At 44.6% G+C, this 12764-nt stretch carries 7 protein-coding genes and 3 pseudogenes; 4 read left to right on the top strand and 6 right to left on the bottom strand.

Annotated features, from left to right (window positions below; genetic code table 11):
* The first annotated feature begins 13 nt into the window (after window positions 1–13).
* On the top strand, window positions 14–1993 hold the full coding sequence (locus tag JGK11_RS24595; RefSeq protein ID WP_293213214.1) for a P-loop NTPase fold protein: 1980 nt from the start codon (window positions 14–16) through the stop codon (window positions 1991–1993).
* A gap of 2 nt (window positions 1994–1995) precedes the next feature.
* Window positions 1996–3462, top strand: a complete 1467-nt coding sequence (locus JGK11_RS24590; protein ID WP_293213212.1) for a DUF1802 family protein — start codon at window positions 1996–1998, stop codon at window positions 3460–3462.
* A gap of 35 nt (window positions 3463–3497) precedes the next feature.
* Here the strand turns inward: JGK11_RS24590 and JGK11_RS24585 are convergent, their stop codons facing one another.
* The 5 genes and pseudogenes from JGK11_RS24585 to JGK11_RS24565 form a co-directional block, all read right to left on the bottom strand.
* The gene (locus tag JGK11_RS24585; protein WP_293186798.1) at window positions 3498–4265 is read right to left on the bottom strand and encodes a Uma2 family endonuclease; all 768 of its coding nucleotides are present in this window, start codon (window positions 4263–4265) and stop codon (window positions 3498–3500) included.
* Window positions 4266–4305: 40 nt separating this feature from the next.
* Window positions 4306–5184 (bottom strand): Uma2 family endonuclease, encoded by an 879-nt coding sequence (locus JGK11_RS24580; protein WP_293186799.1) that lies wholly within the window; start codon window positions 5182–5184, stop codon window positions 4306–4308.
* 232 nt (window positions 5185–5416) lie between these two features.
* A complete protein-coding gene (locus JGK11_RS24575; RefSeq protein ID WP_293186800.1) occupies window positions 5417–8425 on the bottom strand; it encodes a bifunctional diguanylate cyclase/phosphodiesterase in 3009 nt (1002 codons plus the stop codon).
* A gap of 609 nt (window positions 8426–9034) precedes the next feature.
* Window positions 9035–9710, bottom strand: a pseudogene (locus JGK11_RS24570) (RNA-guided endonuclease TnpB family protein); the annotation flags it as partial.
* 214 nt (window positions 9711–9924) lie between these two features.
* A pseudogene (locus tag JGK11_RS24565) lies at window positions 9925–10119 on the bottom strand (hypothetical protein); the annotation flags it as partial.
* 278 nt (window positions 10120–10397) lie between these two features.
* On the opposite strand from JGK11_RS24565, the gene nfi reads away from it, so the two are divergent.
* Complete coding sequence (gene nfi, locus JGK11_RS24560; protein ID WP_293186801.1) at window positions 10398–11051, top strand: deoxyribonuclease V; 654 nt, start codon at window positions 10398–10400, stop codon at window positions 11049–11051.
* A gap of 835 nt (window positions 11052–11886) precedes the next feature.
* Window positions 11887–12117 carry a KGG domain-containing protein gene (locus tag JGK11_RS24555; protein ID WP_293149797.1) on the top strand — a complete coding sequence of 77 codons (231 nt, stop codon included), beginning with the start codon at window positions 11887–11889 and terminating at the stop codon, window positions 12115–12117.
* A 463-nt stretch (window positions 12118–12580) separates the two neighbouring features.
* Here JGK11_RS24555 and JGK11_RS24550 read toward each other — a convergent pair.
* Window positions 12581–12764 (bottom strand): annotated as a pseudogene (locus JGK11_RS24550) (RNA-guided endonuclease TnpB family protein); the annotation flags it as partial.

The raw sequence follows: 12764 nt of genomic DNA, 5'->3' as shown, positions 1-12764 counted from the left end.
ACACCCGATAACCATGAACAATATACCAGTTTCCCCGATAGAAGCCCTGAATGCTGCAATTCAAAATCACAATCCATTTAGCAAAGCTGGCATTGTCAAAGAGCAAGATATTTGGGGGAAAGGGTTCCCCGATCTTCCGACTCTAAATGCTCATGCTTCCGATGCAATTTTTCAGGCAGTTGAAAAAGTAAAGACAAGTCAATCTAGTCAAGAAAAGGTGACTTCACTGGTATTAACTGCTTCAATGGGAGTGGGGAAAAGCCACATTTTGAATCGTACTCGCCACAGGCTAGAAAGCAATGGTAATGCTTTATTCGTTTATGCAAGTGTTAATAATTACACAGACTTAAACTTGATAAAATACCAATTTCAGCAAACTTTAGTTAACAGTTTAAGTCGCATAAGTAACGAAGGTGTCATGCAATGCCAGGAAATAGCAGCAGCAATGGTTAACGAATGTTTTAAAGCTATGAATGCTGCTACACCAAATCTTTCTACTCAAAAACTACTCGATCAATTTGATCAAGTATGTGCTAGTTGGGCTACTAAAAATAAAAATTACATGAAAGCCCTAACCAAGCAATTTCTTAGGAGAAGATCAAATGTAGACCCTTATATTGTTCGAGCTGTTTTGTGGACATTATCAGAAACTGAAACACCTTTTGCTATCAAATGGTTGTCTGGTGAAGAGTTAGATAAATCTAAAGCTGAGGAACTAGGATTGCCGACTAATTCCGGCAAGACTAATCAGGATAGAGAAGTAGAATCTCTTAACAATGTCCAGAAAATTTTAAATTTGGTGAGTTACTACCGTCCTATAATCATTTGTTTTGATGAAATAGATGTAAATACAAGTTGTAGAGATGATGGCTTGACAACACCGCAGGTAATTGCCGATCTTGTTAAGCGTTTGTACGATACTCTCGAACAATCAGAACTCAGTCAAGGTTTAGTTATTATCACAGTAATGATGCCGTATACGTGGACAGATACTGTTAACGTAATGTCTGGTGGCATACCCGATCGACTTTCAACATACACGCAGCGGAAACCAATCGATTTAAAATATTTGAACGGCGATTCTTTAGTCGATTTAGTCCAATTGTGGTTACAAGATTTTTATCAAATCAGGAATTTAAACCCTCATCATCCGGTCTACCCATTTGAAGAAAGTCAACTGAGAGAATATGGCAGAGGTAAGCCAACGGTACGGGAAGCTTTGACATGGTGTGCCGAGAATTTTCAAGTTTTTATACCTCCAGTACCTGAACTTCCAGAAGATCCAGTTGAGAGGTTTGAGTTGGCTTTAACCAAGGAACTTGAGGCAGACATCCGAGAGTATATGGAGGATAATTCCACAATTGCTAAGGCTATTTACTTTGGCTTTGAAACATTGAAAGGTCAGACGATTGACAAGGTAACAGTTGATGAAATTACCGCAGAGATTAAACCCAAAGCAAAAAATGCGGAGTGGATAAAATTCAAGATAATTGGTACTGAAAACGGAAGAGCTATCAAGATTGGTGTTGCGATTCTCCAATCTTCTCAATCTGAATTAGTTGCTGGATTAAAGCGCTTAATTGATTATCAAACCTTTGATTTGACGCGCGGTTGTTTAGTGCGTTCCCAATCAAAAATAGAGACGATCAAGAAGAATTCTAAAGCCTACAAGCTACTAGAAGAACTCGTCTCATTTGAAAAAGGCGGTGAGGTGGTGTATTTGATTGAAGATCAAATCAAACCATTACTCGCTGTCCGTGCTGTTTGTAAAAAATGCCGAGATTACAATTTAACAGAAGACCAAGTTTGGGATTTCATATCTCAGAAACAGCTCACTTTTGAGAATCTTTTATTGCGGGAAATTTTGAGCGATCCTTCCGGTGAAATGCCTGCGGTTGACGATGAAGATGAAAACCTACTTTTAGAAGACATTTTCAACCCTCCCAGCAGTGATGATACAGATGATGGAGATCTAAGTGACCTATTTAGTTAACAATGAGCAAATCAATTTTGCTTCAAACAGCTCTGGCTTTACCAAACCCAGATATTGAGGCTTTAATCCAAGGACGAATGATTGTAGCTATGCCTCGGATGTTTCTGAATCCGGGGCGGACATTTGCTTTGTATCCAGCCAATCTTTCGGTTGATTTGCTATCTGGCGATCGACATTATCGATCGCACTTTTTGCCCATTGCTCAAAAGGCACTTGCTCAGTTAAATTCTGAAACGGTTTTGATAACAGCTTGGGCTAGGTGCGAATTGTGCCAAATGCTGAACGATCCTGAATCATTAGAGGCTTTGTCGCAGTTAACAGTCTGGACAACAGAGGCATTACAGCAAACTGTCCTAGAAAAACCTTATCTTTTTCTAGCTTATCTTCGCGTCTATCTGCTACCTCAGCCGTTTGAAATACCAGTGCAATCTAGTGGCAATTTTGTATCTTTGTCAAAATCCCTAAATGTTACTGATTCAACGCCTGTGTTGAGCCAGTCTATCTTTGCTAAATGCCGTCAAAAGCTGGAAAAACTAGAGCCTCCCGAACATCCAGAATTGGAAGAGTTGCAAAGTGCATTAGTGCATTTATCCACCACCAACCCAAAAGCCAAACAACTAGACGCAGAAATCAAAATATTTTTAGGTTGGTCAGAAAATTCACCAACATCAAAACCCGATATTGACTTAGATTGGATTAAAACGATCGCACAAATCGGCAACTCTAGCGACGGTAATGGCTTTGAAAAATTAGTCCGCAAAGGTTTTATCAAGCTAGGTTTCGGAAATTCTAACCACAAACCAGAAGCCAGTCTCGATCCCGAATCAACCGGGGGCGCTGGCGGATTAGATTTCTACTGTGAAACTCCCTATCAGGTAGTGGGAGAATGCAAAGCTACCAAAAGTGAAACCGTAGCTGATGGAACGCCCGCGCAACTTATCAAGTTAGGACACAAGCATCTTCAGGAACAATACAACTGCTGTATTAAGATAATTATGGCCGCTGGTCAGTTAAATAGACACGCTAACAAAACTGCTATCGGAAACCACATGAATGTAATTCGCCCGGAAACATTGCAAAGATTAGTTGAACTCAAAGCTAAGCAACCAGGTTCGATCGATCTATTACAGTTAAAACCTTGTTTGGAACAACAGCCGTTTGGTGAGGAAGCCGATGCTAAGGTTAATCGCTATATTGACGATGTGCGGGAAAAGCTTAAAGTGCGATCGCACGTTCTTTCTATTCTGAAAAAGTATTTAGAAACTACAGGTTCTAAAAGAGCCAGCGTTGATTCTTTGAGCGGTGCGTTTTCAATGTCTAACCCACCCAAGCAATTGTCCCGTGAAGAGTTGCACGAAATTTTAGTAGAACTTTCTTCTCCGCTGACAGGTTATGCAGGGCGAATTAAAGGAGATAGTTTGGGGCGCGATCGCTTTTATTTCCTGCGTGATTTGTTATTAGATGATTGAGGTAGAATTGAGGCTATTGCCACTATTTCAACTCTTTAAACAGTATCAGGATCTACTCCCAACTCCCGCAACTTAGCCGCCAATTTTTCAACGCGCTGACGTTCCTCTTGAAAATCTAGACGTTCCATTGCAGCTTGTTTAAGTTCCTGCAACCGCCTTTGTTCTTCTTTAATTAACCTTTCCACCAATGGCGGAGACAGTATTTCATCCACTGATAATCTCAAATTAGGAAATACTACAGATACTATGTCCTCACCCGGCAAGTAATCTACCTGTGAATAAACCTCATCACCTTCGGGAACTGCTATAACTCGCACCCGCTGTCTGTTTTCTGTCGGATCAACTATGCAATATTCCGGCACGTTAGCTTGTTCGTACTCTCCTCGTTTAAGTATATAATCTGCGCGTCGATCTTTGCCAACGACTTCTATTAATAATAAAGGCGTTTCATCAAAGTCAAGGACGGCCCCTCCGGGTCGAGCAGCAACTTGTTCTAAAAGACTTTGAGTGCAAACAACTATATCAGGGATGCGGGATGAACTTTCTTCGGTTCTGACTCCCAAATTTCTTTTGACTACTAAATCAAGATTGTTTTCAGCTAGGTGACGCTGCAATTTATAAACCAAATACTCACAAATATTTATGTGTAGAATTGTAGGCATTGCTATTGGTATTAATTCACCTCTGTGCAGTTCATGTTTTACCTCGTCATCGACTTTATAAAATCGGTATTCTTCAAAGGTTAATGTGGGTGAATCATCAACTTGTTGGTCTGTCAAAACTGGCGTGATTGATTGAGACATATCTTTGTGACCTCAGCGAGTATTTATGATTAAATTAAATTTAAATGACAGTATCAGGATCTACTCCCAATTCCCGCAACCTCGCTGACAATTTGTCAGCACGTTGACATTCCTCTTGAGCGCGTTGACTCTGCTGCTGGGCGAGTTGACGCTCCTCATCAGCGCGTTGACGCTCCTCATCAGCGCGTTGACGCTGCTCATCAGCGCGTTGACGCTCCTCATCAGCGCGTTGACGTTCCATTACAGCTTGTTGCTGTGATTCCTGTAATCGAACTCGTTCTGCCTTCACTAACTCCTCCACCAATGGTGGATTCAGTATTTCATCCACTGATAAAACCAAATCTGGAAATACTACAGATATAATTTCCTCACCCGGAAAGAAATCTGTATGCGTGTAACCATCTTCACCTTCAATAAATGCTAAGATTCTGATTTTTTGCTTCCCACATTTAGGGTCAACAATGCAATATTCTGGCACATTCGCTAATTCATACTGTGCTCGTTTAATCATGTAATCTGCCCGTCGATTTTCACTCACTACCTCTACTACTAATAGCGGTGTTTCTCCTAAGTCAAGGATGCCTGAACCAGGCTGGGCAAGTATTTGTTCCCACAAACTTTGAGTGCAGACAAGTACATCGGGAATGCAAGATGTAGCATTTTCTGTTCTCACTCCTACAGAAGTTTTTACTACTAAATCGAGATTGTGTTCAGCGAGATAACGCTGCAACTTGTAAACCAAATATTCGCAGATGCTTGTATGTAATGCGCTCGCCGTTGCCATTGGTATTAGTTTGCCTTTGTACAGTTCGTATTGTACATCAGGATCTCCTTGATAAACTCTGTATTCTTCAAAGGTTAAAGTTGGAGAATTATCAACTTCTTTTTCTTCTAAAACTGGGGCGATTGATTGAGACATAGGTTTTGGTATGAGTAAGTTTGTAGGGTGCGTCAGTTCATCAGTTGACAGTTGACAGTTGACAGTTGACAGCTACCTCTTCCATCGATAGAAGAGGATTGGAGCAATGAATCATTTTGTTTGATTTCCCCCTACACGGGGAGGCTTCAGATCCAATTTTCAGGCGTGAAGTTATAGGGCGACGATCGAGCGTTTGCAGACTGACGCACCCTACTAACTATTGTAGATCGGATTACCATTTGGGCGATCGCCTCAATAAGGCCGTAGCAGCCTCACTGTTGAGAGGTTTAGAGAAAAAGTACCCCTGACCGTACTCGCAGCCGATCGCCCGCAGTTGAGCCAATTGCACGGCGGTTTCGACACCTTCTGCGACTACCTCCATCCCCAAACTGCGCGCCAGCATGACGATCGCCCGCACGATTTCCAAATTCTCGCCCGCTGCTCCGATGCGACTGACAAAAGAGCGATCGACCTTCAAAATATTAATCGGGAATTTGTGCAAATAACTCAGAGACGAATAACCAGTACCAAAATCATCAATGCACAGCCCAATCCCCAACTCCCTTAACTGCGAAAGCATCGCCGCCGCCGCTTCCCCATCTTCCATCACCACAGTCTCAGTAATCTCCAACTTCAAACAGCGAGCATCAACACCCGTTTCCTGCAACACTTGCTTGATTTGCTCGATCGACTCCGGTTCCGAAAACTGCCTCCCCGAAAGATTCACTGCTACTGTCAGCCGGGAATTTCCCACAGGCAAATTCAAACTCTGCCACTCAATAATTTGGCGGCAGCTTTCGTTCAAAACCCACAAACCCAAAGGCATAATTAACCCAGTTTCCTCCGCCATCGCAATAAATTCCATCGGGGAAACTAAACCGCGTTCCGGGTGCAGCCAGCGCACCAGCGCCTCAAATCCGATCGCCGATCCGCTTTTCAAACAAACTATCGGCTGATAATAAACAGTAAAAGGACATTCCAATTTAAGAGGAGCCAATTGTGATTTCGTGCGCTCCAACTTCCAGTCGATTTCACATACAGGCGAGTTTTCCCCCGCCGCCCCACCTGGGAAATCCACAATCGAATATGTCAAATTCAGTTCTTCAATCGACTGCCGCAAATCGTTTTCTAAGTGCATCAAAGCCACAGCCCGAGTGTGCATTGCACTCGTAAACACTTCGTAACGAGCTTTACCGAGAGCTTTTGCCCGGTACATCGCAATATCAGCATCGCGCAAAATATCTCCAGGCCACTGATATTTGTCGGTACTCATAGCAATCCCGATGCTAGCAGTAATTAAAACTTTATGACCTTCTAAATATAGCGGTCGTTCGATCGCCTTCAGAATTCCCTTTGCTTGGGCGATCGCTTCATCCACACCTTGAATTTCCTCCAGCAAAATCACAAACTCATCTCCCCCCAGACGTGCCACCGTATCTCCTGGGCGCAAACAAGTCAACAGACGGCGGCCCACAGCCACCAACAGCCGATCGCCCGTGCGGTGTCCCTGGCTGTCATTAATCACCTTAAACCTGTCCAAATCGAGAAATAGCACCGCAAATTGATAGTTCGGATGCCGTTTGACGCGTGCAAAAGCTTGGCCCAACCTGTCAGTCAACAAAGCGCGGTTGGGCAACTCCGTCAGCGCGTCGTGCAAAGCATCGTGCAACAATTGGTCTTCAGCCGCCTTGCGTTCAGTTACATCGTGACAGTTGACGACAATTCCCCGCACCGAAGGTTCCGAGAGCAAATTCGTCGCCACCGCTTCCAACACGCACCAGAAACCCTGCTTGTGTCGCACCCGGTATTCCGCCAATCCCAGCCCAACTCTCGGCATTTGGATGACACCTTTGAACACTTGATCCACCATTGGCAATTCATCGGGGTGAATCAAGTCAAAGACAGACCGGCCGAGGACTTCCGCCGTCGGGTAGCCCAAAATCCGCTCGGCGGAAGGAGAGACATAGCGGCAAAAGCCTTTGTCGTCGAGAATTACAATAATGTCTCTGGCATTTTCAATTAGCGATCTAAAACGCTTTTCGCTTTGTCGCAGTTCTTGTTCCGTGCGCTTGCGATCGGTAATGTCGGTATTCATGTAAATCAGACCGACAATTTTCCCCGTGGGGTCTTTAATCGCATCGGCCCGCAGCAGCACTTGCAAAATTTTGTCGCTTTTTGTGCGGTTGGTAATTTCACCAGACCAAGAATAACCTCTGGCGATCGTATCGAGAACCTCGCAGGCGACTGCGGGGTCAGCAAAAACTGCCGGTATACCTCCTGCGAGTTTAAATTCCTCTGCCGTTTCCCATTCAAATAGCTGAGAAAACGCTTGATTTTGATAGATGTGAGTGCCGTTGGCATCGCTGATGCCGATCGCGTCGCTCGAACTTTCCACCGCCTTGCGAGTCAGCACCAGAGCTTCTTCTGCCCGCTTGCGCTCGGTAATATCAATCCCTACCAGACAAGCTGCATTCCCCCGATCGTACTTTTGAGCCACAATCAAATAATATCCCGCCGACTGTCCGCCCTCCGTTTTCACCTTAGCGCTGAGTTCTTTAACCGCTTCCGTAGCCTCGCAGGCAAAAAAATCCACCACAAAAGAGTAAAAATCCAAGCTAGCGCCCAGAAAACCGATATCTTGACCGACAAAGGCCGACGGCGACAAACCGTGCAGTTTAGCTAAGTGGTGGTTGACGCCCAAATAGCGCAAATCCGAGCTAATCCAAGATACTATGCCCGGAACTGCTTCCAAAATCGTTTGCAGTTGGTCGTTTGCTTGCTGCAAAGCTTCCTGCACTTCGATGCGTTCCGATAAGTCGGACTGAGTTCCGACGAAGTGAGTCAAATTACCGCTGTCGTCTCGCACGGGAGATAGCGACAATTTGTTCCAAAAAGGAGTGCCGTCTTTGCGATAATTTTTGATTGTCACCTGCAATGCTATGCCTTCGCGCAAGGCTTCGCGGATTTTAGCTACTGTAGTGCGATCGGTATCCGGGCCTTGCAAAAATCGGCAGTTGCGCCCCAAGACTTCACCGGCGCAGTAGCCTGTGATCCTTTCAAATGCTGGATTGCAATAAATTATGGGACAGTCGGGTGCCTTGGCGTCAGCAATAATAATACCGCTGGTAGTAGCAGCCAAAGCTCGATCGCGCAGCCACAGTGCTTCAGAAGCCGTATCGCGATCGGCTACGTCCCCCACTTCATCTAAATTATAAATTGACTGGTTATCCCGATTTCCCATCAGCCAAACTTTCAAGCCAACCTTTGCAATTTCCGAGTTGCTTCTTACTTTAACGTTTTTCAGGACTCACGAACGTAGATTGCATCTTTGCCTTTAACTAAGCGGGATTTCAGGTTAGTTGTTAGTTGTATTTTCTGCGCTTGCTGTGTCGGCATTTACACAAAGCGCATCTTCACTGTCACAGTAAAAAACCCTCATTTCCTCTCCCCCTCTCCCCCTCTCCCCCTCTCCCCCTCTCCCCGCACTCCGTCAATCAGGATGTGCAGCAACTTATTTACCAGGAGTCGCAGATTGACCAGGCTTCAACAGTTGACAGTTGACAGTTGACAGTTGACAGTTTGAGAGCGACCTCTACCTAGAAGGAAGAGGATTGGAGTAATGAATAGTTTGATTTTAATTTCTCCCGAGCAGGGAGAGGCTTTCAACCAATTCTTTCTGGTAATATTAATCAAGGGTAGAGCCTCGTTGCTCCCCATTACTGTCGGAAACTGACCGTTCCATTTTTCGATCGCTTGAGTAGTGCAAAATTTCGGGAGTTGAAATACCCGCACGCTTATCGAAGCGATTATAGTGCAGGCTTCTAACATCGCGGGGGAATGCCGAGCGAACTGACTTACGTCCTTTCGTTGGTCTTACTTCCCCTCCGCTCTTCAGAAACGGCTGTTCCATCCGTTTGTAGCATTCTGATACCTTCTGCTCTAATATTTGTTGCTGCATTACCATCGCGATTGTGACGAGTGCCGCAATTGGGACAAGTCCACTCTCTAATATCAAGTGGCAACTTATCAATTTGGTAATAACAGCTAGAGCAAAGTTTAGAACTGGGGAACCATCGGTCAATTCCTACTAACTTCCCACCTTTTTTCTCTAGCTTGTAAGCTAAGAAATTAGTAAAAGTTCCCCATCCAGCATCAGATATTGCTTTAGCTAAATTGTGGTTGCGTACCATGCCTTTGACATTAAGATTTTCTACTACGACAACTTGGTTTTCGTTGACGAGTTTTCTTGATAACTTATGCAAAAAAACTTGACGGGATTTAGCTACCCGAGCGTACACCAAATTTTGGGACGGGCTAGAAGCCCATCCCACAAGAAAAAAGATTTTTGTGGGATGGGCTTCTAGCCCGTCCTAACTATTTTTGCAAGAGGTCTAATCTTTTTAGCTTTGTTTCTTGATTTACTTCCTTTCTGTTTTTTTGCTAGCTTTTGTTGCTTGCTTGCGTTTGAGATTTTTTTCATGCTTGGCTAAGTGCTTAGGATTACTGTATATAGCGGGGGACTTCCCGGCGAGGTATAGCGGATCTAGCTCTCATATTCGCGGACGTTGTTGGGAAGAAGGCCCTATACGTCTGGGTGGTTATATAAGCTGTCAATTATACCTCATCTTTTTGAGAAAGGCTATAGTTAAAGTTTGTCGCTGCAACCGTTGAGCTTCTGCTTGCTATGAGAGCCCGGTTAATTTGGGCTTGAGCATCTTGGGTTGCTTTTTTAACTGTGAACTACCTACACGCTTCCTGGCGGTAAGCGTGTAGGCTTCCCAATTCAATGGGGATTGCCTCAACTTTCATAGATTTTTTACGTCCTGAAGATTTTCGTCTTACATCCCCTCCAAGGGCATTCGCGCTAGTTCCTAACGCCAGAATTCGCAAACCTTCATTTCTAATATTTATTGCAGCATTAATATCTCTATCATACTGAACTGCTTTTCGTCCTTCCTCCGACTTCCATCGGACTTCTGTGAACAGTCAACTGTCAACAGTCAACAGTCAACAGTCAACAGTCAACTCTTCCTTCCTCCTTCAAAATCTGCTAGAGAAGGGGCATTGGTGGGACTTACCCAACCCAAAGCGAGTATAAAAAAAGACTCCTTGGGCAAGTTTTGAATTTATAGCGACAAATGTTAAAAATTAGAATTTGAAAATGGCAGAAAATAAGCTAAGGTTAGATGAGAACGGTTGAAAAAAGATATCTAATGTTGCAGCAACACCCTTGGCCGAAGACAATTGAAGAGGCGATCGTCATTCAAGATGTTCTCCGGTCAGAGGTAATTACCGAAAATCTACGGTCGCCAGTTCGGTACGTCGCAGGCGTAGATGTCGGCTACGACAGTGCAGAAGGCGTATCGCGGGCCGCTGTAACAGTTTTGAGCTTTCCAGACTTGCAATTACAGCAGCAGTCTGTGGTTCGCAGTCCTACAGCTTTTCCTTACGTTCCCGGTTTCCTGTCTTTTCGAGAAGTGCCGGCAGTCCTCGACGCTTTACAAAATATCAGTTTGAGACCAGACTTGATATTATGCGACGGTCAAGGACTAGCTCACCCCCGCAGGTTCGGTCTGGCGTGCCATTTGGGAGTTTTGACAGGAATTGCGACGATCGGAGTTGCCAAAACTAGATTTATCGGAGAACATTCAGAAGTAGGGTTCGAGCGGGGCTGTTGGCAGCCTTTGCTGCACGAGGGATCAACGGTAGGCGCAGCGTTAAGGACGCAAACAGGGATAAAACCGATTTATGTATCGATCGGTCATAAGGTAAACTTGATAAGTGCGATCGAGTACGTCCTGCACTGCGCCCCGAGGTATCGCTTGCCAGAAACAACTCGATCGGCAGACCAACTAACATCGGGATAACTGGCAGGCCCGGAAGGCATCAAAAAAATAAAAAGTCAAAAGATAAAAAAGCATCCCTCTTTGGACTTTGAATTTTTGAAGTGTGGCCCTTAAGTCGAAAAATGTTCTGAGTGTATCGCCAATCAGCTTTCGGTTCCATCCTTCCAGCGAACTAAAGAGTCAGGAACTCAGGGAATCAACGCCACGCTCGCTTGTAAGAAATTACAAGCTGTTCTGACCAGACCCCTCGATCGCGAGGAGACGTTATTCAGGTCACGACACCGGAAAATGCGACGCCAGTTTTGGGCTCTGTCATCTGCAATTAAACAGTTTTAAAGTCACGCTTTACAGTGTTGCAGGTCTAACAAGCCTTTATAACCAGGTCTGCACGAACATTACTCCAGAAATGGGGATTCGGAGACAACCATATCTCCCCAGGGGGGGCAACCATACCCCCCCTAACCCCGAAAGGGGATTCAAGGCGATTGAAATCGCCGAGCCGTTTCCCTCTCAGGACTAAAGTCACGCTCGTTTCCCACTTACTTACCGAGTTTTTTTTATGACTATACCTGAGAAAGAGGTATAAAAGTTGGGGGATTTGTAGAATGATTGAAAGACAGTAATCAGCTTAAACATTGGCGGCTTGAACTAAACTACCCGGGCGTGAACTATGTTTAGTTCACATTTGTAAATTATGAAACAGTCATCCTGCGACTTAAACTCAAAGTTTACATTCGTCAGATGATGTTTCATAATTTACCGTCTAACCTCTCACCGCTAGCTGGGAGTCCCAACTACGGTGGGAGGTGAGGCGGGATCGATCGAAAAAATCAGCAAAAAAAACAAGGAGACAGTCATGGCTGAGAAAAGCAAACGTGGATTCGCATCTATGGACGCAGAAAAACAGCGTGCAATTGCTAGCAAAGGCGGAAAAGCTGCACACGCGAAAGGAACTGCACACGAATTTACTTCGGAAGAAGCCAGAGAAGCCGGTCAAAAAGGTGGCGAAGCTGTCAGCAGAAATCGGGAACACATGGCTCAAATTGGTCGCGAAGGCGGCCGGAAAAGCCGCAAAAGCGAAGCTTAAGTGAGTCTGTGACTATTTAACACAGTGACTGAAATATCGTCACTGTGCGATTCTTAAGAAGTTATGAAGCTATCTTGAGCGTCAACAAGTTTGCGGGCTAGACAAGGCAAGCAAACACCAGTCTGTCTCTCAATAAAAGCCAATCCGATCGCAAAAAGCCCCGAAATCGGGGCTTTTTTGTTTGTGAGACGAATTATTTGGTTAACTCATATAGCTGGCGATCGCACTTTTTGACCTCAGAAACCCCGTTTTTTTGCAGATTTCTCGTTCCCAAACCCAAAACTCTTAGAAACCCGGTTTCTTTGTAGATTTCTCGTTACCAAACCCAAAACTCCCACAAACCTGGTTTCTTGGCCCAAGCACGCGAGCCCGGAAACCGCCCGCAGTCTGGATATAAATTAAGTAAGATTTTGATATATTTCAGGAAACTTTGACACTCCCCGGTCTGAAGACGCGGGGATTCTTAAGGACAAACTTTGGAGGATGAATCCGCCCAAAGTTTAATTCTTAAAGGGTTAGTCAGTAACCCGCTACCCACTCGCTCAATAATTGAGTCTATGGCTACTTTTGATTTCCTAATGATGTTTGCCGCACCGTTAACATCTGCATTCAGAATTGATTTCTGAGCAGAACGGTATAAACCTCGT

It is taken from the genome of Microcoleus sp. PH2017_34_RAT_O_A (genome assembly GCF_020737885.1).
Lineage (GTDB): Bacteria > Cyanobacteriota > Cyanobacteriia > Cyanobacteriales > Microcoleaceae > Microcoleus.
Note: the sequence above shows the minus strand (reverse complement) of the source record. Positions and strands in the feature narration are given on the sequence as shown.

What these genes read in the sequence shown, in the direction of transcription:
- JGK11_RS24595 (WP_293213214.1), top strand. Translation starts at nt 14, where the DNA reads ATGAACAATATACCAGTTTCCCCGATAGAAGCCCTGAATGCTGCAATT.
- JGK11_RS24590 (WP_293213212.1), top strand. Translation starts at nt 1,996, where the DNA reads ATGAGCAAATCAATTTTGCTTCAAACAGCTCTGGCTTTACCAAACCCA.
- JGK11_RS24585 (WP_293186798.1), bottom strand. Translation starts at nt 4,265, where the DNA reads ATGTCTCAATCAATCACGCCAGTTTTGACAGACCAACAAGTTGATGAT.
- JGK11_RS24580 (WP_293186799.1), bottom strand. Translation starts at nt 5,184, where the DNA reads ATGTCTCAATCAATCGCCCCAGTTTTAGAAGAAAAAGAAGTTGATAAT.
- JGK11_RS24575 (WP_293186800.1), bottom strand. Translation starts at nt 8,425, where the DNA reads ATGGGAAATCGGGATAACCAGTCAATTTATAATTTAGATGAAGTGGGG.
- nfi (WP_293186801.1), top strand. Translation starts at nt 10,398, where the DNA reads ATGTTGCAGCAACACCCTTGGCCGAAGACAATTGAAGAGGCGATCGTC.
- JGK11_RS24555 (WP_293149797.1), top strand. Translation starts at nt 11,887, where the DNA reads ATGGCTGAGAAAAGCAAACGTGGATTCGCATCTATGGACGCAGAAAAA.